Annotated in this window: 17 protein-coding genes and 1 tRNA gene; 10 read left to right on the top strand and 8 right to left on the bottom strand. The window is 40.3% G+C overall.

Annotation, left to right across the window (positions count from 1 at the left end; genetic code table 11):
- Nucleotides 1-4: 4 nt before the first annotated feature.
- The 4 genes from AC4PG5_RS00140 to AC4PG5_RS00125 form a co-directional block, all read right to left on the bottom strand.
- Nucleotides 5-292 (bottom strand): winged helix-turn-helix domain-containing protein, encoded by a 288-nt coding sequence (locus AC4PG5_RS00140; RefSeq protein ID WP_492029484.1) that lies wholly within the window; start codon nucleotides 290-292, stop codon nucleotides 5-7.
- Entirely contained in the window at nucleotides 277-867 is a 591-nt protein-coding gene (locus tag AC4PG5_RS00135; RefSeq protein WP_492029483.1) for a hypothetical protein, read from the bottom strand. The genes AC4PG5_RS00140 and AC4PG5_RS00135 overlap by 16 nt, the downstream gene beginning before the upstream one ends.
- Nucleotides 868-1,142: 275 nt before the next feature.
- Nucleotides 1,143-1,646, bottom strand: a complete 504-nt coding sequence (locus AC4PG5_RS00130) for an RNA polymerase sigma factor (RefSeq protein WP_492029482.1) — start codon at nucleotides 1,644-1,646, stop codon at nucleotides 1,143-1,145.
- 617 nt (nucleotides 1,647-2,263) lie between these two features.
- Nucleotides 2,264-3,814 carry an OmpP1/FadL family transporter gene (locus AC4PG5_RS00125; RefSeq protein WP_492029481.1) on the bottom strand — a complete coding sequence of 517 codons (1,551 nt, stop codon included), beginning with the start codon at nucleotides 3,812-3,814 and terminating at the stop codon, nucleotides 2,264-2,266.
- A 257-nt stretch (nucleotides 3,815-4,071) separates the two neighbouring features.
- On the opposite strand from AC4PG5_RS00125, the gene AC4PG5_RS00120 reads away from it, so the two are divergent.
- From AC4PG5_RS00120 to AC4PG5_RS00110, 3 genes are all read left to right on the top strand, one after another.
- Nucleotides 4,072-5,076, top strand: a complete 1,005-nt coding sequence (locus AC4PG5_RS00120; protein WP_492029480.1) for a 2-hydroxyacid dehydrogenase — start codon at nucleotides 4,072-4,074, stop codon at nucleotides 5,074-5,076.
- Nucleotides 5,077-5,423: 347 nt separating this feature from the next.
- Nucleotides 5,424-6,068 carry a pyridoxamine 5'-phosphate oxidase gene (gene pdxH, locus AC4PG5_RS00115; protein ID WP_492029479.1) on the top strand — a complete coding sequence of 215 codons (645 nt, stop codon included), beginning with the start codon at nucleotides 5,424-5,426 and terminating at the stop codon, nucleotides 6,066-6,068.
- Nucleotides 6,069-6,183: 115 nt separating this feature from the next.
- Nucleotides 6,184-7,278: a DUF4468 domain-containing protein gene (locus AC4PG5_RS00110; protein WP_492029478.1), complete on the top strand. Its 1,095-nt coding sequence runs from the start codon at nucleotides 6,184-6,186 to the stop codon at nucleotides 7,276-7,278.
- 189 nt (nucleotides 7,279-7,467) lie between these two features.
- Here AC4PG5_RS00110 and AC4PG5_RS00105 read toward each other — a convergent pair whose 3' ends face one another.
- Nucleotides 7,468-7,653, bottom strand: coding sequence for a hypothetical protein (locus tag AC4PG5_RS00105; RefSeq protein WP_492029477.1), 186 nt, complete (start codon nucleotides 7,651-7,653; stop codon nucleotides 7,468-7,470).
- 96 nt (nucleotides 7,654-7,749) lie between these two features.
- Between AC4PG5_RS00105 and AC4PG5_RS00100 the strand changes: the two genes are divergently transcribed.
- Nucleotides 7,750-8,484, top strand: a complete 735-nt coding sequence (locus tag AC4PG5_RS00100) for a class I SAM-dependent methyltransferase (protein ID WP_492029476.1) — start codon at nucleotides 7,750-7,752, stop codon at nucleotides 8,482-8,484.
- A 139-nt stretch (nucleotides 8,485-8,623) separates the two neighbouring features.
- Here the strand turns inward: AC4PG5_RS00100 and AC4PG5_RS00095 are convergent, their stop codons facing one another.
- Nucleotides 8,624-9,226 (bottom strand): TlpA family protein disulfide reductase, encoded by a 603-nt coding sequence (locus tag AC4PG5_RS00095; protein WP_492029475.1) that lies wholly within the window; start codon nucleotides 9,224-9,226, stop codon nucleotides 8,624-8,626.
- 105 nt (nucleotides 9,227-9,331) lie between these two features.
- On the opposite strand from AC4PG5_RS00095, the gene AC4PG5_RS00090 reads away from it, so the two are divergent.
- Nucleotides 9,332-9,405: transfer RNA gene (locus AC4PG5_RS00090), tRNA-Thr, on the top strand.
- A gap of 72 nt (nucleotides 9,406-9,477) precedes the next feature.
- On the opposite strand, the gene AC4PG5_RS00085 is transcribed toward AC4PG5_RS00090, so the two are convergent.
- Nucleotides 9,478-10,083, bottom strand: coding sequence for a DUF1349 domain-containing protein (locus tag AC4PG5_RS00085; protein ID WP_492030772.1), 606 nt, complete (start codon nucleotides 10,081-10,083; stop codon nucleotides 9,478-9,480).
- Nucleotides 10,084-10,245: 162 nt separating this feature from the next.
- Here AC4PG5_RS00085 and AC4PG5_RS00080 point away from each other — a divergent pair, with 162 nt between their 5' ends.
- Nucleotides 10,246-11,010 (top strand): response regulator transcription factor, encoded by a 765-nt coding sequence (locus AC4PG5_RS00080; protein WP_492029474.1) that lies wholly within the window; start codon nucleotides 10,246-10,248, stop codon nucleotides 11,008-11,010.
- Here the strand turns inward: AC4PG5_RS00080 and AC4PG5_RS00075 are convergent.
- Complete coding sequence (locus tag AC4PG5_RS00075) at nucleotides 11,007-16,955, bottom strand: carboxypeptidase-like regulatory domain-containing protein (protein WP_492029473.1); 5,949 nt, start codon at nucleotides 16,953-16,955, stop codon at nucleotides 11,007-11,009. The genes AC4PG5_RS00080 and AC4PG5_RS00075 overlap by 4 nt on opposite strands.
- A 227-nt stretch (nucleotides 16,956-17,182) precedes the next feature.
- Here AC4PG5_RS00075 and AC4PG5_RS00070 point away from each other — a divergent pair, with 227 nt between their 5' ends.
- The 4 genes from AC4PG5_RS00070 to AC4PG5_RS00055 all read left to right on the top strand — a co-directional run bounded on the left by AC4PG5_RS00070 (nucleotide 17,183) and on the right by AC4PG5_RS00055 (nucleotide 23,783).
- Nucleotides 17,183-18,580 (top strand): hypothetical protein, encoded by a 1,398-nt coding sequence (locus AC4PG5_RS00070; RefSeq protein ID WP_492029472.1) that lies wholly within the window; start codon nucleotides 17,183-17,185, stop codon nucleotides 18,578-18,580.
- A gap of 159 nt (nucleotides 18,581-18,739) precedes the next feature.
- Nucleotides 18,740-19,300, top strand: coding sequence for an RNA polymerase sigma-70 factor (locus tag AC4PG5_RS00065; RefSeq protein WP_492029471.1), 561 nt, complete (start codon nucleotides 18,740-18,742; stop codon nucleotides 19,298-19,300).
- 80 nt (nucleotides 19,301-19,380) lie between these two features.
- A complete protein-coding gene (locus AC4PG5_RS00060; protein WP_492029470.1) occupies nucleotides 19,381-20,274 on the top strand; it encodes a FecR family protein in 894 nt (297 codons plus the stop codon).
- Nucleotides 20,275-20,432: 158 nt separating this feature from the next.
- Entirely contained in the window at nucleotides 20,433-23,783 is a 3,351-nt protein-coding gene (locus AC4PG5_RS00055) for a SusC/RagA family TonB-linked outer membrane protein (RefSeq protein WP_492029469.1), read from the top strand.
- Nucleotides 23,784-23,806 lie beyond the last annotated feature (23 nt).

Here is a 23,806-nt window from a genome sequence, read left to right as displayed (position 1 = left end):
TTCTTTACACCCCTCCGATATAACTCTTTATTGCCTCGACATACGCCTTCATGGCTTGATGCCCCAGCGGAGTCATCCGGCATACCGTACGAGGTTTCTTGCCGGAAAATCCCTTTTCCACCTCGATATACCCGGCTTCACTCAACTTGTCGACCTGTACGCTCAAGTTACCTGCCGTCGATCGCGTCTTCTCTTTTAAGTAGACAAAATCCGCCTCTTCAACAGCCAATAAAATAGACATAATCCCTAAACGAAGTTGAGAATGTAATAATGGATCTAATTCTTTAAGCATTGTTTGATCTGTTTGTTAAAAAGATGTCCCGGTATCACCATCATGACCACAAAGATACCTGCAAAAATCAATAATTTATCGATGCTGTGTACAAAAAGCATGCTGACGGAGAGTAAGCCCCCCACAGCTCCGGCGATCTGCAACACTCGATATCTCGAAACCATTCCCGAAAGCATCGTAGCCATTCCCATCATCAAGGGGATTAAAAATAAGATATCGATACGAACGAAAAAGGTTAAAACAGATAAGATCAACGCTACCGTGCCAAACACTGCCCAAATATGTCCCGTGACCCGATCGATATAATTGCGAGCCTCAGTCGCTCTATTCTTACGCATAAAGAGATAAGTCAGCGGTCCCCCGATCAGAGGCAAAAGAAACCAAAGCAGATGAATCTGCCAAGGATGAAACCCCGTGAAATAGGCATACCAGATCACTAACGAAACCAACACGGTGAGATAACCAAAAATCAACAAAGGATAAGCAGCATATCTTGCTGTACGATTTTGCGTTTCATTAATCATACGAGTAATCAGTTCTAAACTTTCTTGCTCAGTCATTTTCTTGTCTTCCATAACCATTACGTTTTTTTAAAAGATAAAAGATAGTCATTCATTTCTCTAAAATCACTTCAACCAATCGCCGACAACCCTCGAAAAAGCAATCATCATAAATTAGTTTATTTTATAAACCATGCACGGAATAAAATAAGCAAGGAGTTGCGCAGACTCGCTTGCTTCGATGCAAATATAAACAGGTTTATTTTATAAACCAAATAAAGTAATAAAAAAATCTCCTCACTCTGTTTTTCACAAAGCAAGGAGAAACAATCACTTATGTCGATAAATCATCATGAAAAGTCTTTTAATTCTTCTTTCAGACGCTTGCGTACAAAGAACAAGCGACTCTTTACTGTTCCGATCGGCAAATCCAATTTCTCGGCAATCTCACGATACTTAAAGCCTGCCACAAACATTTGGAAAGGCACCTTCATATCATCCGGTATCGAATTAACGACCTTGTAAAGCAGCTTCATGTCGTAGACATATTCAAATCTTGTCGGATCGTCATGTTCGAACCATGCTCTACCCTTATTTGAATACGAATCTTCCAAAATAGCCATCTCACGTACCGAACGGCGGTAGTTGTTTACAAAAATATTACGCATGATGGTATACATCCATCCCTTTAGATTTTTCGTATACGAAAATTTCTCTCTATTATCTAATGCCTGAAGCATGCTGTCTTGAACTAAATCCTTAGCAGAGTCATGATCGGCTGTCAACTTAAATGCAAAGCGATGCAAATCTGATTCGATCGCCAATATACCTTGAGTAAAATCTAACTTCTCCATAACCAATCTATTTATGTTTTATTCACAATGCAAAGATCATCTATTTTAGAATGAATATAAATAGCAATATACCCAAAAAACTTGGCATTTTTTCCTTTAGTTGTTTTTTTTCGGGAAAAAGCTATTTAAATAGACCCGAAGTCGAAGATAATAAAAAAAAGTGTAAAAAACTAATTTACAACACCTAATAATTTATAAAACACGATTTACAATGCCCAAATCAAGACTCATCTCCCGAACGTGTGACTGCGAGATGACGATAGATTAAAGCGCGACAAATTTAAATTGAAAACAAAATCATTTTAGAGGAAAAGAAAATGGATTTAAATATAAAATCACACAAATTACTCTGCGAGGATAGTCAATTACTCTGCGTGAATAATCAATTACCCTGCGTGAATAATCAATTACCCTGCGAGGATAATTCAGTGCCCTCGCAGGGTAATTCAGTCTGCTACAAGGATCGTTCATCCCCGCATCTACTGAATAACGCTTACCCTAACGCCTGCTGAGCAAATCGGACAATGAACACCTCCAAACAAAAAAAAAGATTGTGCCGGAAGCTCCGACACAATCTTTCTACAACGAATTCTATATGAAATTAACCTATTGAAAGCTTAGAACGTGTAATCAACACCGACACCAAACACCTTATTCGTACGAGTAAAGACATCTGTACCCGCCAATCCGGTTCCGTTATAGTTAGCCGACTGTTTGTTATAAGTATCGTAATTGGTCCAGAAATAGGCCACATTCAATTTCAGATTACTAGCCAAGTTAAAACCGGCACCCAAGCCCACAGAATAAGAACTTATTGAAAAGCTTAAGTCTGTTTGATAATCATCACCGACACCGTATTTCGTACGTTGAACCCCGGCACTCACTTGTGCCCAGCGACAAACATCCCATTCCATACCGGCAAGATACTCGTTAGTACCACGATCAATGAACGTCTGCTTGCCCACCAAGTTACCGGTAGAAGGATCTTTTACCGTAGCCATCTGAGCGTGTGTATCAAAGAAGTGATGATAACCCACAGAGGCACGTAATACCGGCAAAATCTCATAAGACACACCAACCGTAAATAAGCTTGGTACATCATGAGGTGTATTTACCCCATCTCTATAGTTAGCGAACTTGTCGTTTTTCACATCAACATTACCATTCGCATCAAGTGGAGCAGCAGGTAAAGTACCCTTAGTCTTATTTTCGACATTCAAGTTCGTATTAAACTCATACTTCACACCAACATTCCATTTGCCCATCTTGAAGTCCGCGCCAATGATTGGAGTCACCCCCCAACCCGACTGCGTACAATCGAGCTCCAAATCGGCCGTCTGACCAGCCACAGCTTCAGCTGTCTTAGACTGTGTCATATACTTCATATATTCAGGCGATCCCACCGGATAATTACCCGCAGCAGAAGCAGCCATTGCAGCCATATTAGTAAAGTAACCATTCAAGTTAACCATCTCTCCTCCACCGATATTCGCTCTGATATCTTTCAGATAACCGGAGTAAGAGTTGTTCACATAGTTAAAGCGGGCTCCACCAAAGACCGACAAATAATCGTTAATCTTATAAGTTGCTCCCAACTGAAGACCAAAGATATATTGCTTACCTTCCATGAAGCTATTTACCGAATATTTATTCGTCCCTTGGAAAATGTTTACCGGAAGCAAACCACCGGCAACCATTTTGTTACCTGTAGCCACCAACGTTGGAGGAATCATCGCCACTTGCGATTCAAACGACCCCAGTCCGTCGTTAAACGTCGCTTTACCTCCACCACCGGTGATGGCAAAAGCTCCGGAAAACGTCCAGTCTCCCTTTTTATAAGCAGCAAACAAACTCGGAACAAACGGAGCAGAGGCTTCCCCTTTATACGTTTTCATCGCGTTGCCGCCAAAACCGGCAAATGGAGCAAAAGTCGACTGGATACCTCTAGTCTGGTAAACGCTCTGACCGTTGAATGAAAAATGAAAGCCTTCATCGATGAAAGCAAGTCCCGCCGGGTTAGAATAGACGGCATCTATTTGCGTAGAGGCATCACGTGCCAACATTCTCAAAAATAGGATATGCTGATTGGTATTTGTAAGTAAACCACCTGCAAATGTTGAAACTGAAACCAATGTCAACATAAAACTAGTCAAAAATAATTTTCTCATTTAGATCATTTTTAGTTATTTCGGCCACAAAGGTACAATATAATTGCACAAATCAATATATTCTGTGCACTTTTTATAAAAAAATGAGAAAAAACGGGCTCAGAAATAACTGTTCGCTACGAAACAATTACAAAACCATCCATCAAAACCATCAAACAAAAGAGCCAAAACAGACGTTATAACAATAAATAAAAACAGAGACTATAATTACGAGCATTCTAACCATCAACATAAATTGATATAAACGATAAAAGCAGATGAAATATACTATTGCATTTTTTGGCACCAAGCCATACGATGAAACTTCATTCACAGAAAAGAACAAAGAGTACGGATTCGACCTCCGATTCTATAATGAGCCCCTCAATAAGAACAACCTTATTTTAACTCAAGAAGCAGATGCTGTCTGCATCTTTGTGAACGACTATGCCGATGCCGATATCATTCGTGCCTTAGTTGCCAATGGAGTTAAGATTCTTGCTTTACGATGCGCCGGGTTCAATAATGTCGACCTAGAAGCCGCAGCTCGTGAAGGGCTCACCGTGGTTCGTGTTCCGGCCTATTCGCCTTATGCCGTTGCCGAATATACCGTCGCACTGATGCTTACCCTCAATCGAAAGATCCAACGCGCCTCATGGCGAACGCGTGAAGGTAACTTCTCGCTCCATGGGTTAATGGGTTTCGACATGCATGGCAAGACCGTGGGCATCATTGGTACCGGAAAAATTGCGCGCATCCTTATTCGCATCCTAAAAGGATTTGGCATGAATATTCTGGCCTACGACCCTTATCCGGATCACAATTTTGCACGCGAAGAGAAGATTGTCTATGTTTCGCTTGACGAGTTATATCATAGTTCCGACATCATCTCTCTGCATTGTCCACTCACAGAAAGTACCAAATACATCATCAACGACTACTCCATCAGCAAGATGAAAGATGGCGTGATGATCATCAATACCGGTCGCGGACAACTCATCCACACCAATGCCTTAATTGAAGGATTGAAGAAGAAAAAGATTGGTTCGGCCGGACTTGATGTCTATGAGGAAGAAGGCGATTATTTCTACGAAGACATCTCCGACCGTATTATCGACGATGATGTTTTGGCTCGTCTACTCTCGTTCAACAATGTGATCGTGACCTCTCACCAAGCCTTCTTCACGAAAGAAGCGTTGTCGAACATTGCATCGACCACACTGCAGAACATCAAGGACTTTACGCTGCAAAAGCCACTGGTTAATGAAGTGAAGAATAGATAAGCGAGTCGTTCACCCACCCAAAAACGAATAAAAAGAAAGCAAGCAAAGAAAGAAGTAAAGAAACGAGGAAAGAAAGTTTGCTTGCTAAAGAAAGAAAAACAAAGAAAGCGAAGAAGAGAAAAGAATCAGATTTAGAACTTGAATTAAGACTTAAATTAAGACTTGAATTAAAATAAGATTTAGGACTATATTTAAGACTATTTATGTTTAGAATCTGTTCAGAATCTATTTCGAATCTGTTTAGGATCTGATTCTGAAAAGGATCTGATTCTGAAAAGGATCAATAAATCAACTGACTATTGAATAAATTTAGGAATCCATAATCAAGGAATTAACTTAGCCTAAAAATGAAAATCAATTTAGCCTCCATACGTCAAGATTATAATAAAGGTGGATTAAGGGAAGATCAGCTTCCCGATGATCCACTTCTTCTTTTTCAAAGTTGGCTTGAAACCGCCATTGAACAGAAAGTCAACGAACCCACAGCCGTCATTGTAGGCACCGTCTCACCCGAAGGCTATCCTTCGACACGAACAGTGCTCCTCAAAGGGCTGGAAAAAGGAACTTTCATCTTCTATACCAATTACGAAAGTCGTAAAGGACGCCACTTAAGTCAGACCCCCCATATCTCGCTCACCTTTCTCTGGCACGAACTCGAGCGTCAAGTTCACATCGAAGGCGTAGCTCAAAAACTCTCGCCGGAAGAATCGGATGCCTACTTTCGTCAGCGACCCTACAAAAGTCGCATCGGTGCAAGAATATCCCCACAAAGTCGCCCGATAAAAGGTCGGATGCAGCTCGTCAAAGCCTTTATCAGCGAAGCCGCAAAATGGCTCGGTAAAGAAGTCGAACGGCCACCCCATTGGGGAGGCTATGCAGTAACCCCTCATCGAATCGAATTTTGGCAAGGCCGCCCCAACCGACTGCACGACCGCATGCTATACGAGTTCACCACCGATCACCATTGGACCGTCTGTCGTCTCGCCCCTTAAAAAATATTTATTTATTGCAATCCTTTTGCAATCCCAATTCATAATCCGTAATATTGCAATTAAATAAGAAAGCAACTCTAATATTCATCTAATATTCAAATTAAAGCAAACGGTTATGAATAAATTATCAGGACTATTTTTACTCTTATCTTTCATTCTTCTTCCACTATCGGTGAAGGCCGAAGGGGAAAGTGGGGATGATGACGACAGCCGATACCTAGTCGGTGCAGTTCCGGAAGTCAACGGCAAAGTGGTCTTCTCAAAGACCTACCAGATTCCGGGTTTATCGCAAGACGAGATCTATCGTCGTGCCATGAACTGGATGGAGAAACGACTACAAAAAAATAATAATCCGATAAGCAGAATAGCCTATTCAAACGAGCAAGAAGGCTCTATCGCCGGCATCGGCGAAGAATGGATCGTTTTTAAATCAACCGCTCTATCACTCGACCGTACCTTGATCAACTACCAACTCACTGCTTTATGTAAACCGGAAAGTTTTGAGATTAAGATTGAGAAAATCCGATTCACTTATGGAGAGGATGAAAAATATACTGCCGAGGAATGGATCACAGATCGCTATGCCCTTAACAAATCGAAGACCAAATTGATACGCGGACTAGCCAAGTGGCGTCGTAAAACCGTAGACTTTGCAGATGCAACGTTCAATGAAATCACCACAGCCTTAGGTCAGTCGGTTGAACAAACAGAAGCAGCCGCAAAGGTGACGAAAAAAACTCCCGTGAAAAACGACGAGCCAGTCATCATTCATACAGAAACGACAGTGAAGACGATTCCTGCAACCCCTCTTGTTCCGGCTAAACAAATAGAGCAACCTTCAAGTGAGACTCCAGGCTACCTAGAAGTGAACTTAAAACAGATCCCGGGTGAAGTTTTTGCTTACATGGGAAGCAGCAAATGGGTCATCACCATCGGATCCGATCCATTCAACATGACCACCATGACAGCCAATTCAGGAGGAGCCATCGGGTATCAGTCGGGAAAAGCAGTCGCTTTCTGTTCACTATCACCCGATCAGTCGTTCGACAAGATCGAGAAGGCAGAAACCTATATTCTCAAACTCTACAGTGAAGGTAATACCCAACCTCAAGTCATTATCCATTGCCAAAAAGCACCAACCAATGTAGAACCGGCCAATGGAGTGAGAACTTATGTGGGTGAAATAGTCAAACTACTCGTCAGAAAATAAGAGCGATCAATAAAAAACGCCTTTTTCTAGAATGGAGGAAGGCGTTGAATGTTACCCTCTTAATTGTGATCCTTATATAATGAAACCGATCGGGCTGAATTTCTATTAAAGGAATTCAGCCCGATCGGTTTAGTCTGTTCATCTTTGACGATTTAGCCAATGGCAACATCTTTAGTACAGTACGCCATTTTATTTTTTATGCCGATTGGCACGTTTTTTACGAATGTCAGCTTTCATCTTGGCTGCACCGGATCCGTGTTGCCCACGAATATAGGTTGCCTTCTTTGCTTTCGTTTTCACTTTTTCCTCTTCTTTAGGCTTATCTTTCTTACCTTTGAAGACAATTCCCCCCATTAATACCTCTTCTATATTCATAGTGTCTTTGTTTAGAATGACAATTTACAGGCGCAAAGATAGTCATTTTCGCCGAATTACCTATCTTTGCAGACTCAACTATAAACAGATTTTAATATGGAAACGACTATTTTAGAAGTCGATAAGGATCCTATGGGAGCCGCGATCTCCGATTTTTTCAACCAACGGAAAACGGATCACTTACGTGTATTCTCCTCTCAGTTCGACGAAGATGAGATTCCGGTTAGTCAGCTTTTCCGCACCAAACATAACATGCCCGTACTCGAAAAAACCGCACTAAAACTAGCTGAAGGACGTATATTGGATGTTGGTGCAGGTAGCGGATGTCATGCGCTCGCCCTACAAGAGATGGGTAAAGAGGTGTGCGCCATCGATATCTCTCCTCTGTCGGTAAAAACCATGCAAGAACGTGGAATCAAAGAAGTGCGCTTAACCAATCTCTTCAACGAGACCTTCGATGAGACTTTCGATACGATCTTAATGCTCATGAACGGTTCGGGGATCATCGGACGACTAGAGCACATGGATCAGTTTTTCCGCCGCATGAAACGTCTTTTACGCCCAGGAGGCTGCATTCTAATGGATTCAAGCGACTTGCGATATCTTTTCGAAGAAGAAGATGGTAGCTTTTTGGTCGATATTGCAGGTGATTATTACGGTGAGATTGATTTTAAAATGCAGTACAAGGATATCGTCGGAGAAACCTTCGATTGGCTATACGTCGATTTCCAAACCCTCAGTTTCTACGCCGCGGAATCTGGATTTAAAGCCGAACTCATTAAAGAAGGGAAGCATTATGACTATTTGGCTAAACTGAGTTTAAAAGATTGATAGATAGTTTCTTATCGTGAGAACATCCTGTCTGGCGGAAGTTATATCTGAAATATCCCTCAAAAGTTAGATTTAACTTTTGAGGGATATCTTATATCTCTATAAATTAAAAGATATTCTTTAGGCTTAATAAAGTCACCTATTTTTCAAGCATCCGATCGATTAACTCCACTAAAGATGCAAACTCTTCTTCGTTATACAACCGGGTCAACTTTACAATACGCCCCTCACGGTCGATGAGTACATTACGAGTGATACCCGATTGTTTCAACGCATAACGGCCAAAGATATCAGCTCCCGGATCTAAGCCTAACGGATAAGTCACCTTTGTGGCTTGACCAAAAGCAACCACCTTATCCAACGGTTCGTCACGATCAATGCCAATCAGATAGAAGTCCGACTTATCTTTATGTTTCTGCCAAATATCTTTTTCGATGAAAGGCATCTCTCTTCGGCATACGCCGCACCAACTAGCCGTAAACTGCAACATCACGACCTTTCCTCTGAGCGATGAGAGACGCACCGAACGTCCATCAGTCAAGGTCACCTCAAAGTCGGGTGCCAGATCACCGACTCTAACAATATACCCCGTACTATCGGGTTTTACATCGACCGATTCCTCGATGACATTTACATTTTCAGGCAAAACTGAAATATTAACTTCTTTTTTTTCTGAAGCTGAGCCCACGACACTAAGTCCTAATAATGCGACAGTTACGACGCCTGTTGTGATCTTTCCCATATTTTTACCTCCATTTATTGAGGTTACAAATATAAAAAAAGTTCGGTCACCACTTGTCATTTTAAAATAAATTTCTACCTTTGCACCCGCAAATGAGAAATAACCGCCTCTTTAGCTCAGTTGGCCAGAGCACGTGATTTGTAATCTCGGGGTCGTTGGTTCGAATCCGACAAGAGGCTCAAAATAAAAATGCCGCAGTAGCGGCATTTTTTGTATCCTGAAAACTTCTCTTCTTTCCCTAACCCGAGTAATTATTTCTTTAATTGTTTCGCTGCCCATTCCAAACGTCGGGCATCGGGAAGTGGAGTCACCGTGAAATTTTCAAAGACAGCATCAAAACCTTTACCGTCTGGCGATGCAGCCATCATACCGACCATCACGGGACAATGATCTTTCAACCAACAAGTCCTGATCATACGATAATCCTGATCATCAAAAGAATAATAGACCTCTACAGCATCCAATCGACGAACAGCCTTAATCCAAATGGATTTAGGGGAATGATCTAACTCAATCACACTCCAATCGCTGGTTTCGTGAGTGACCACCGTACTCACGTTCTGTTTACCATCCACAAACTCCACACCGGTTTTGATCCAATGTTCATGATCTAGGCGCAACATCAACCCCATTTGATCGAAATTCGTCCGATAGGCTCCGCTGATCTTAACCTTTACCTCAAACTCACCACCATATACGCCATAATAGAACGGAGCATCATCGACCGTAAACCCATAATGAGTAATCCGCCAATAGTCGGTTTTTGCCGGAGTCGTCATCTGAAACGTGTGACGATCCTTCACCTCCCAGTGTTGAGGTTCGTTGAACCACTGCATTTTTTCTAAATTCTGAGCCATAGCCTTCTCTTCACCTAAAGCAAGTCCAATTATCCCTGCCAATAAAACAACTTTTTTTATTCCTTTCATCATTCTGTTTTATTTTGAATCATTACTTTTGCAAAGGTAAAGCGCTGCCCAATGAGCGGCAATACTGATTAATAACCATTTTCCAAACCGCTTATGGACATCATAGAAGACTTGGCGAAGCATCTGCTCAATCAACCGTTCGACGTTTATCCCAATGAAGAAAGTGTTTTAGAAGGATGCAAGAATGTCGCTCAGATGTATGCTCTTATCGAACATTCCATCGCTGTATTAAGTGATCTACGTACCAATCAAAGTTACATCTATAAAGGGAGCATGGCCAATACCCTAGGCTTTCCGATCCTGCCGAATGAAACCATACCGACGATTTGGGAAGAAGAAATCTTTCGACGGATCCACCCCGACGATCTATTCGATCGCCACCTCCTCGAACTTCACTTTTATCACTTATTAAAATCGCTACCAATAACAGAACGTTCACACTATCATACCCAAAGTTTGATACGTATGAAAGATGATAAAGGTGAATATCATGCCATCAGACACCGCACGCTCTATCTGAGCAACACCCAGAATGGTAGTCTATGGCTCGACATGTGTCTCTATAATTTTTCGACCGAAAAGAGCTTAGGCAATGGCATCAATGGGATGATTATAAATACAGCCGATGGAACAGTGATCCGTCCTGATCTTCGGAATGGAGACGATCTTCTTTCGGAAAGAGAAAAAGAAGTTTTAAAACTGATCTATAACGGAATGCTGAGCAAAGAGATTGCCTCTCAGCTCAGCATTAGCGTACACACGGTGAATCGTCACCGTCAGAATATCTTAGAAAAGCTCAAGGTCAACAGTTCGATTGAGGCTCTTAAAGTTGCTCAAGCAATGAACCTGATCGATTAATTGAGTTCATCGATCAGCAGTTGTTTTACCTTTTCATTTCCATAGAATGTAGGGAAATACATGAGTTCCACTTTCACCGGGTTCACACTAAACGCCCCACTAAAGCGCGGGAGTAGATCGACGATGAAGCGATGTTCACCTTTAGTCAGACGACGAGTAAAGATCACCACTTTTTCCTTGAAGTATTCCCGATGGACTTCTTCACCAAAAGACGTCTGACGCTTATTCTCATAACTACATCCTGCAGGAATTGGTATTTCTATTTGCACATAATCGGCTTCATCCTTAACCTCGACAATCACTTCCAATTGCACCGGCTGACCGGCTTTCAGGTGTTCCACCGCTTTCCCTTTCTCCATGAAAGCCGAACGAACGGCAAACCCTTTTTCCTTCTCTACCGCCGGATGAGCATTCCACTGTTGTTGATAAGCCGTAATAAACAAGGGCAATTGTCCCTCTTTACGCAATGAGGCAACCTCATCGACACTCACCTTTGCCGTATAAGGGAATTTAGAGATCTGTTTTCCACCAACCGTCAACCGAGCAGCCTCCAACGGAGTGTCAGTCGACCGATTCCAGTCGACCGCCCAATCATTCAATAGGTTTTCTATGATCCGCGAAATCTCGTAGGTATTGCGCCAACCTTCATCACGTCGCAATTCGAAGAAATAGTTCCGAACCCGGTTTAACTCTTGATCAGATGCCCCTATTGCTTTCAACAAGCGATAGCCAACCAACGTTTGCTCGGCAACACTCTCTTGAGGATGTTCGACAATCATTCTCCATCCCATTGGTTTAAACGATTCTCCAAAGAACACCGACCCCAAAAGAGTCTGCTGTGCACAAGCCATCAGCGAATCACGATTAATCCGTTCCTTTTGTCCAAGAGTCAAAAGAGTCTCCATGGTCTTCAACTTATCGGCAGAGGTACGACTCTTCAATGCTCCATCAATCGACCGGAAATAATCCGCATAATCGATTGTAGCGTTCAAGCGTTTCAATGTCATCAAATGTTCGAGCAACTCCCGTTTAGCCAAAGGCAAAGGCCGATGTCCAACCAGATGCAGATCGTTCAAAGCCTGATCGACCTGACGTTGTAGCGTTGCCGATACCAATTCTTTATCTATCTTTAAACGATACCCCGCCTCTTCAGCATCCAATAGCGCCGAAAGGACTTGTTGGGAAATCCAGAAGACGCTCGATTGATTATTCCACCAACCCCACAAACCTTCTTGATTCTGATTCTTACAAAGTTTATTAAGAAGAGATTTAATCTGTCGATCTTCTTTAAAGTCCTCTCCTAACCGCTGACTTAAGCGTTTCTTGGCCAATAACACTTTCACCTTCGAGGCCATCTGCTCATTACAATCGTACGGATAGTTTTTCACGCGATCGAGTTCACGACGGATCGTTTCCAAGCTTGTAGCCTCAGCATGTAACGTCACTTCGCCGAGCTCTCGGTCGACAGTCAGCTGATAATCGCCAGGCGCCGTAAGTACCTTAAAATCGCCACTTGTTTGCAATAATCCTGTATTAAAAATCGGAATCGTACGTTTCTCTCCATCAAAATAACCATCGGTTGTCTTTAAAGTATAGCTCAAGGACAAGCTATCTCCTTGCTCCGCTTTCACGGGAATATAATCGACATGCGACGAAGCAATCGTCAGCGAGCGACGATCATTCTTTTCAGGACCCACAATCTCGCGCACCAAGGTAATGCTGTCTTTGCCATAATTCACCAATCGTCCCACCGCATTCAAGCTATCGCCTAAAAGGGCAAACCTTGGCATCGACAGTTGGGCAGCCATCGGCTTAAACGAACGAACCGTTAACGCCGTAGCCGTTGCTTGTTTCTTTTCTCCAATGGCTATAAAATAAGCCTTCCAACTCGTAATATCATCCGGATAAGTCACTTCAAAACGTGCTTTACCATGCTGATCGGTGGTCAGTCTAGGCTGCCAGAAGGCTTCATCGCTGAAATGATGTCTTATCGGCTGACTGCCGGCATCTTCCATTCCATCGACATCTTCGATCTTTGGAGCAGACAATGAACCATTCTTGGTCTTGATAATAATCACTCCATTAACCGCACGCGATCCGTAGATCGATACCGCTGAAGCATCCTTAATCGTTTCAACAGAAATCATATCCGCCGTCTTTATCGAAGCCAATGTTCCGTCATAGATCACGCCATCTACTACGATAAGCGGAGATTTTTCATCTGACAAGCTATTATTTCCTCGAATACGAACTCCTGCAACCGAACCGGTAAGGGCTTTCGTCGCAGTGCCATAAGCTACTTCAACACATTGAAATATATTATTCGAATCTTCTTTCAAAGTCACTTTATACTTCTTGGAACGTCCGATATCTATTACTTCTGTTTGACAACCAATAAAGCTAATTTGAATACGATTCCCTTTATTTACTTTTAAAGAAAACTCACCATTCAGATCGGTAATCGCACCGACATGACTATTCAAGACTGAAATTGTGGCTCCCACAATGGGCTTTCCCGATTCATCACACACCCGACCGGTTATCACTCCTGGTTGGTCTTTCAACCAAATGTGATAAGCATTAAGATCTATTCTCGCATTAACCACGCTATCTTTTTCAGAGCCCTTATTGAGATATGGATTTTCTAAAGCGATCCGTTTAAAACCTTGATAAAAATCCTTAAGTATGCTTGCAGAAATCTTATTATTCTCCGTTAGGCCTTCTAGACTTAATGTAAGTAACGTCGAACCATAGCGTTGCAAATTCACTTCACGACTATAAACGATCGAATCTGACAAAACAAAATTCAACTGCATCTTCCCTGCTGGCAAATCTCTAAATCGGCGGGTATTACCATAATACCACTGTGGTAAGAAAGCAGAATTCTGTTCCAACGAAGTCACATAAATCAACTTCACTTTCATCTCACCTTCTTCAAGTTCACGCGATAAATAGAGAGTCAATTGCGCCCCCTTTTGATCGTCAGCCTTAGGATCTCGTTTATCAGCTCTGCCCGAAAGAGTCGACCATTGATTAAAAAGTTTATTGATATACAAACGTTCCACCCTATTAGGAGTTAGATAAACCGGACGGAAATCGGGCCTCGGAGCTTGAACAGAGAAACGTCTATCAAAAGGTTGTTTTTCCCATGGCGTGAGTTTCTGGAAGCCGGGATAAAGAGTATAGTGATATCCACCAATGATAGCAGGTGAGGACCATAGCCGACCGTCTGCATAAACATTCATGAATGGGTCTTTTCCTCCATTTGAATAACGCTTAGGAAAGGGACCCGCAAGAATAGGAGATCCGACTCTCGTACTTAATGCTCTGTTACGATGATAACTTTGATTGGAATTTAAATAGAAAGTCTCTCCACCGGCCATCACCATTCCCGGAAGCCTCATCGCAGTCGATTGATCCGGCATAAGAAGTTCACCAAATGTCGGGTCAATAGTAACCAGTTGCGAGGATAACGATTTAATTTCCTCGTCAGAGAACATACCCCGGTTTTTCTTATCGACCACCTTGGAGGTCACAGACCAAGCTTTCCCATGATTGTCAGTCAGCAGTTTCTGGTATCCTTCTGTTGCATTAAACGACAAAATGGTACGAACGCCCTTCTGAACCTCAAAATTGTTAACGACCACCACTCTATCATGCGTCCGCATCACCAAACGATGTCGTCCCGACTCAAGACGAAATCCATAGACCGTCTGATTGGCAGTGAGCTCAGTATAACACAAACGATCATCGATCCAAAGCATAGAGACCCCTTGCAACATCCCATCTTTAACCACATAAGGCAAGAGTTCCGTTGTGCCGTCTGTTGTCGGTTCTACATAAGAATAATAAACTTCCGGATACAAAAATCGGTAATAAACGATCGTACCTAAGTGTAAAGGTTGCCCCCAACGATTCATATCTAAGCGATGAGTGACCCCAATATTTAATTCATCTGAATCATAATAAGGATTTTGAAATGGTTTGGCCTCACGACGAACGCCATAAAATGGCAAATTCGGAATCTGATCTAGATCAAATTTTGAAGTATAGGCATAAGCCGTTACATCGGCCCCATCTACGGGACGTCCTTTACGGTCGGTTACTTGAATAGTCACCTCACTCTTCTGTCCGGGAAATACCGTTTGAGGTGTTTGAACACCAACCGACAAATTATTGACCACATAAGGCAAGGACTCGACATGGCGTAGATTCTGCCAACCAAACAGATACGACAATTGCATGCCATACCCTTCCTTCCGTTCATCTTTTACCTTATAATCTAACTGATCGGAGGTACGCCCGGAAGCGATTATTTTTTTGCCACAACGGATCTCATACCAGAATGGAATAGCCAAGGGATTATTAACTTTCAGTCTCACTGAATCTTTTACTCGATAGAAAGCATAGTCAATCAGATCATGATACATCTTATCTTCAAAAGAGGTCGCCCCTTTGGTCTGAGAGGTTATCACCTTTATCACTCTTCCCCACCACGGCAAAGCCATAGTATAAGGTAAATGCACCGATTCAGTTTTTAATGGTTGGTCATCTACTCCTAATAACACGACTTTCGCAGTCGTAGCTTCTGAGACTCCATGATAGAGTTGCCGAATGAGCAGTTGCCCATCTTTCAAAGAAAAATCGATCATACGTTCGCGCTTATCCACCGAAAAGGTTGCCGATTTGGCCAGACGCTCGCGATCAGCGGTGAGATAATTGACTCGTAACACATACTCTCCATTAAATCCTTTAATAAAAACCGAGTCGGGAAATGTTACACTTTTATCAGCCACTTCAGCCATGGATACAGTTTCTTTCCAAATAGTATCCGGCACAAAAACCGATTGATTCCAAACATCAGGTCTCCAGTGAGCCAATGAGATCAACAGTTCCACTTGCCCCCCATATACCGGTTTATTATTCGCGTCCCGAGCAGTGAAATGTGCCACAACCGAATCGGTAGACGTATATTGATGCTTATTCAAAGCCATTGCAAATTCAACATTTTGCAATTCATACTCCTCATAACGAAAAGATCCCGACACGATAGGATCAGATGACAGCACCGGCTGCAACTCGACGGTATAATTGCCATCCAACTCTAAAGCCAACCCCTCATCAAGCTTAAACTCATAAGTGAACATTCCGGGACGATAAGGCTTCAATCCTGCAACTAAAACCGTATCCAACCTCGGGTAATAGCTTTTCAAACGAACGTCTACAGCCCCTTTATAAGGCTTATCCCTCTTAGAAGTGACGTATCCCTTCAATCGAACGGTCTCATTGGGACGATATTTAGGTTTACCAAAGACTACAAAACCTGAATTCGGTTCTTCCTCTAGTCTTTCCGACGGGCGAAACCAACTGACCAGTCGTTTCCAAAAAGACTTAGCGCCATTAACGTGCCTACGGTAGGCCATCCCATACCGACCATCTGTTTCAGAAACTTCTAAATAGTGGTAAACCCCTTGATGATTGATTTCAAGAACAGACTCATCTTTTATTCGTTTAGCTTGATAGGTTTGTGTGATTGGATCGAAAGGCAATCGTTTTGAGCCACATTTCACTTCAGCATCCGCTATGATCCTTCCTAAAGAATCATGAAGACAGATCATAAACCGATCCGAACGAACAACTTTAAAGAACAAGTCATCGACCAACAGATCATTCATTTTCAATTCTCCACCGATAGCTTTAACTATCATATAGTTACCACGTTTCAACGATGGTTGTTCAGTCCCCGAGACAAAAGAAGTCACGAATGCTCCAAGATCCCGATCTGAAAACGAGTTATCTGTCAAAAAATAACGGCGCAGCGATTCGTGCCCCACCTTATAAACTTGTGTCACATTCGATTTTCTGGGACTATCCGGCAAAGATTGTGCAGAAGCGCCCAAAACAAGACTCCAACTGAGTATAATCCACAATAAACATCTATTCATGTTCTATTCATTTAAATAAGAATACACAATAATACTCAAAGGTAATATTTCTTACATAAAAAAGAAAAATACAAAATAAATTTTAACAAGATTATAAAAAGAAATAATCCAAACCTGAAGAATCTAAATAAAAAAACGATATTTGTAAAATAAAGGACCTTTAGCTAATAATATTATAACACAACCCAACCTTTTTAAACATGACAAACACGATTTTGCCCCTTTTTATGAGAAAAATAATTAGTCTGACCGTAATCGGTGTATTCAGCCTCAGTTGCGCAAGCCCTAATCATGTAGAACCGATTCCCGATCCAAGCCAACCAGAACCTTCCTCTCCATCAATTGGTCCAATCCCGATAGAACAGACCTTTTTAGACCATTTAAATGAAAAGGCCACAACCTATAACGACGATAGTTCTTTCCCTTTATCAAATCTCAAGGACGAACGAACGTTAGTCTGGGAATCCTGGAAAAAGGCAAACGCTCAATTTGTAGAACAGAAATTAAACGAAATGGCTCCGCTTAGTAAGACTACAGCCAGCCGTTGGAATCTTCCAGAAAATCTCGAACCTCATGCTATACTGCCATATTACTATGGCTGCAAAGGGAACCTTCCGGAATCGGGTTATCCTCTCTTTATATACACCCACGGTTCTGGCGATAAAGAGTCGGAATGGTCGACCGGGTTTGATCTTTGTCGCTCATTCAACGATAGCCCATCAGCCTACTTTATCCCCCAAATACCCAATACCGGAAATTATTATCGATGGTGGCAAAAATCGAAACAGTTTGCTTGGGAAAAGTTATTTCGTTTAGCCTTTCTATCAGGACAAGTCGATCCCAATAAAGTTTATATTTTCGGCATATCCGAAGGAGGATACGGTAGCCAACGCCTGGCTTCATTTTATGCTGATTATTTAGCGGGGGCAGGGCCAATGGCAGGTGGAGAACCTCTAATCAACGCACCGGTTGAAAATTGTCGCAACATAGCCTTCTCTCTTCGAACCGGGGCAAACGACAGCGGTTTCTATCGCAACAAACTCACACAATATACTAAAGACGAATTTACACGACTACAAACATTATATCCCCAAAGCTTCACTCACTATATTGAACTTATCCCAGGCATGGGACACTTTATTGATTATAGTAGCACAACTCCATGGCTACGTTCTCATACTCGCTATCCATATCCAAAGGTTGTCAGTTGGGAAAATTTTGAGATGGACGGTCGTTACCGAAACGGATTCTATAATCTTTCTATTAACGAACGCTCCAACCCAAATACAGATTCAAGAACCTCTTATGAATTAACCATAAACGGTAATGATATAACATTAAAAGTCAATCAGGTGACCTATCAGTGCATTGAAAAAGATCCAATATGGGGAATTGGTTTAAAATACCAAAAAGAATATCAACCCGCCACAACCGGTAAAATAACAGTTTATCTTTGTGAGCAGTTAGTTGATCTAACCAAAGAAATAACCCTAACAGCAAATGGGAAAGAAGTTTTTAGAGGTATTCCTAAACTAACACGTAAAAACATCATCCAAAGCTGCATGGTCTTCTTTGATCCGATGCGTCTCTATCCTGCAGCGATTGAGGTCGACTTATCCAAATAAGTAAAAATTTCAACTAGATATTTAATTTATTATCACGAAAAGATAAGGTAGCTAAAAAACATTATTCTAAAATTCAACAACCTAAAAGAATATTTTCATTATTAGGAAAAACAAAATAAAGTCTATTAATTTGCATTATATAAATCTCTAATATGAAATATGGCAAACACAAATCTAGAGAATGAAGACCTTATTTTAAAAGATATATCTAATGGTAATCCTGACGCTTTTCGCATATTATATCTATATTACTACGATCGTCTATTTCAATTTGCCATGATGTTCTTAGGATCTGACTCAGCATCTGAAGACGTTGTCGAAGATGTATTTTTCATATTGTGGAGAGATCGTTCAACGTTACCCTCCATAATAAATTTTCAATCATATATTTATCAATCAGTTAAAAATGGATGCCTAAACGTATTAAAGAGTGGATATATTTCAAAACGAGACTATACGTTAATTACAGACCTTCAACTCACTTCTTCAACAGAATCTCCTCTAGATGTCCTAACTCATCAAGAGTTAAATAAAGCAATTCAAAAAGCTGTAAACCAACTGCCAGACCGATGTAAAATCATATTTAAGATGGCAAAAGAAGACGAGCTAAGTCACAAACAAATCGCTGAGATTTTAAACGTTAAAGTATCAACAGTAGCTCGTCAAATTCTCTTAGCCAAAGATAAGATTAGACAATCTCTTGTTGTTTTTTTAAAATAAAAACAAAAAAAATAAATTTTCCTTTTAGCATTTTTCCACTTTGAGTTTTCTATATAAGTAGAAAACGAAATAACAAACAAGTGGAACATAAAAAGAAACATATTAATTTGGATGAGTGTATCAATCGCATACACATTGCATCTCCACCTCCCCCGATTGAACATTCAGCATTGCGCTCTTTTGAGAAACTTAAAAAGCGTATAAACAAGAATGACTATACGGTGAGACATTTGCACCGAAGTATCAATTATTACCGTATAGGCCTAGTAGCATCCATTGCTATATTGTTGGTTGTCTTAGGAGGATGGGCTTATACCTCATCAAAACATGAATCCACTTTTATCGTAAAATCGAATAAAAGTCACATTGTGAAACAAGTTCGCTTAGAAGATGGCACAATCATTAAATTAAATAATTCTTCTCAGATTATTTATCCCGAACATTTCTCATCAAATAAAAGAGAGATTTTTTTAGAAGGTGAAGCCTATTTCGATGTCGCGCACAATGCCAAAAGCCCTTTTATTGTAAGAACAGGAGAATTAACAATAAAAGTATTAGGAACAAAGTTTACAGTTAATGCAAATTCTTCCAATTCACTGATTACAGCAAGTTTATTAGAAGGATCAATCGAAATCTTTGATCGAGAAAATAAACTGAAAATGATACCCAATCAACGGGTAACGTATCATATTCATAATAAAAAGATGGAATTAAGTTCTATCAAAGATGCTACCTCCGAAATCTGTTGGACAGAGAATTTATGGATATTATCTAATACTCCATTACTTGAAATCTGTCAACGGCTTGAGAATCAATTCAACATTAAATTTATCATCATGAATGAGAATCTCATCAACAAAACATTTACCGGACAGTTTCACACTAACGAGTCATTAGAATCTATCCTAGAGACCTTGCAAATTAGTACTTCATTTAAATATGAACGTGAAAAAGAACATATTATAATCAGATAAGAATATTCTCATAACCTTAAAAAGCATGCCTATGAAATAAAAGGACACCAATAACAAAAAAAAGTGAGAAAATAGTATCAGTATTTTCTCACCCCGAATCTAGTAAAGTAAAGGCAAGTACCAATTGCCTAATTCCTTAAATTCTAATTTATAAAAGTATGACAATTTTAAAAAAGTACCAAAAATATTGTCGGAAATATCGTACAAAAAAAACAAATAGAGACATAAAAACCGTTCTCTTAACGATATTTCTTTTCATTCTACCTAATATAACATATGGGCAAACTCAAAAACGCCCCATAACTTTAGATTTTATCAATACCAGCATCGAGAAGGTCATTAAAAGCATCGAACAACAAAGCCAATATACCTTCTTTTACAATAGTGATATCGATGTTAATAAAAAGACGACAGTACAAGTAAAAAGCCGTGATATTAATCAAGTTATAAGCACGACATTCAAAAACACCCCGTTCGGTTATCGTATTTCGGGTGAACGAATTGTCCTATTTATAAAAAAGCCTAAAGCTAGCAATTTAAGTAAGTATAAGGTGTCGGGTATCATTAAAGATAGTTCAGGCCCTATTATCGGAGCATCTGTATCAACTAAAAATGGAACAGGAACGATATCTGCACTAAATGGTGATTTCAAACTTGAAAACGTCCACATAGGAGACTTACTAACCATATCATATATAGGATATAAGACTAAAAATGTAATATTCAACGGCGAATCAGATTTGCAAATCTTACTAGAAGAAGAAGCTACAGAATTAGACCAGGTAGTAGTTACAGCTTTAGGAATTAAACGAGAAACGAAATCTTTAACTTACAATGTTCAAGAACTAAAGAATGATGACATTACAGGAATTAAAGATGCTAATTTTGTAAATAATCTTGCAGGAAAAATTGCAGGGTTAACCATTAATCAAAATGCATCGGGTATTGGGGGTTCAACACGAGTCGTCATGCGTGGATTAAAGTCAATATCAAACGACAATAATGCGCTATATGTTATTGACGGCATACCAATCTCATCGATGAGAAGTAATCAAGGAGCGAATTTATACGAAAGCCCTGATGGTGGCGATAGCGACGGCATTTCAAGTATAAATGCTGACGATATTGAATCAATGTCGGTATTAACAGGCGCTGCTGCAGCTGCTCTATACGGCACACAAGGAGCAAATGGAGTCATATTAATCACAACTAAAAAAGGAAAAGAAGGAGCACTCAAAATAAACTACTCTAACGACACCCAATTTTTGAGTCCATTTGTCATGCCTGATTTTCAAAATACTTACGGCTCTCCTCAAGGTGAATTTTCAAGTTGGGGAGCTAAAAAACAAAGTTATTGGGAACCAAAAGATTTTTTTCAAACCGGATATACAGAAACCAATTCCATCGGGCTATCATCAGGAAATGCTCATAACCAAACTTATCTTTCAGCAGCTTCCACTAATGCCAGAGGAATTATTCCAAACAACACCTACAATCGCTATAACTTTACACTTCGTAATACAACCGAGTTAATAAAAGACCGATTGACTATTGATTTGAACGCATCGTATGTTATCACTAACAATAATAATATGATGTCACAAGGACAATATCATAACCCTCTAGTACCTCTTTACCTATTCCCCAGAGGAGATCATATGGAAAAATATAAAGTATATGAACGTTATAATAGTGAAAAGTATTATGACGTACAATATTGGCCTTACGGGAATCAAGGCATGGGTATAGAAAACCCCTATTGGATCATAAATCGTGAAAATATGAGTAACCATAAATCGCGTTATATGTTCACAGCTAATCTTAATTATAAAATGTTCGACTGGATAAACCTTGTTAGTCGTATACGAGTAGATAATAGTTTTGATACCTACGAGCGGAAAATATCAGCGTCATCCGACTTATTATTTGCATCGGAATATGGTAACTATATGAGCATGAAAACATCTTATAAAAACACATATGGCGATGTTATGGCCCAAATCAACAAAAGATGGGAGAACTGGAGTCTTAATGCAAATATCGGTACAAGTTTTAATCATCAATACACAGAAGCTACAGGTTATGAAGGGCATCTAGTGACTATACCTAATCAATTCTCATTTAACAACATACAACAGAATGATGCCAATACCAAAGCCATTCAAAAAGGCGGAAAGCCGTTCAATAACCAAGCCATATTCTCAACCGTTCAAGTCGGTTATAAAAGTTTAGCTTATATTGATTTAACGGCAAGAAACGACTGGTTCTCTTCACTTGCAAACACAAACAATGAAAAAACAGGATTCTTTTTTAAATCAATTGGTATATCATCTGTTTTGAGTGAAATATTTAATCTATCAGGTGCCGAAATATCCTTCTTAAAAGTTAGAGCATCATATAGTGAAGTGGGTAATCCCCCTCAACAATATATCACAACAGCTACTTATCCTCTTGATGCTGGTAAATTGACGACCTCCCCGCGTTTGCTTAATCCTCAACTTAAACCCGAGTTGACTAAAGCCTACGAACTTGGAGCAAATCTGCGAATGTTTGGCAATTTCTTAAATATTGATTTAACCTATTACAACAGCAATACTTACAATCAATATTTCACTTATACAATGCCCCCAAGCACGGGATATCGGGACTTTATTCTAAACGGAGGTAAAGTCAACAACTTTGGTGTTGAAGCACGCTTAGGTATAAATACAGAAATTGGAAACGTAAAATGGAATAGTAATCTCACTTTTACACTCAATCGGAATAAAGTGATTTACCTACTTCCCAATGGAGCAACAAACCCCATCACAGGAGAAAAAATTAACATCAAAGAGATAGAACCATTTGGAGCACAAGGTAGCTATAAAATGATTATTAAAGAAGGTGGAACTTTAAGTGATATTTATGTTACCGGACTAAAAACAGATCACCAAGGAAATATCAAAGTCAACCCACAAACGGGTGCCGTTGAAGCTGACCCTAATAATTGGATTAAAGCCGGAAGTACTGCACCACGATACAATTGGGGAATCAACAACACATTTAGTTGGAAAGGGCTTACCCTTGGATTCTTGATTGATGCACGCATTGGTGGGGTTGGAGTTTCAGCTACTCAAGCAAAGATGGATTATTATGGAGTCTCTGAAACATCAGCCAAAGCCCGCGATGATGGAGGTGTAAAAGTCAATAACGGACGCATTAATGCAGAAGACTTTTACAGAATTTCCGGGAACGGGACAACCGGAGCTTTAGCTAACTATGTTTATAGCATGACTAATATACGACTAAGAGAGGCAACACTGAGTTATACCTTACCTAAGCAATGGTTCAAGAATCAAATCAAAAATCTCACTCTTTCTATTATCGGAAGAAATCTTTTAATGTTTCATAATAGAGCTCCATTCGATCCAGAACTAACTGCATCCACAGGAACCTATTACCAGGGATTTGATTACTTTATGCAACCTAGTATGCGTAGTATAGGGTTTAGTGTTAAGTTTCAATATTGATTACTTTTTAAATGAATTAAACC

This window comes from Bacteroides sp. QWL-09, assembly GCF_058683585.1.
The sequence above is the reverse complement of the archived record's forward strand: the minus strand, read 5'-3'. Positions and strand labels throughout refer to the sequence as shown.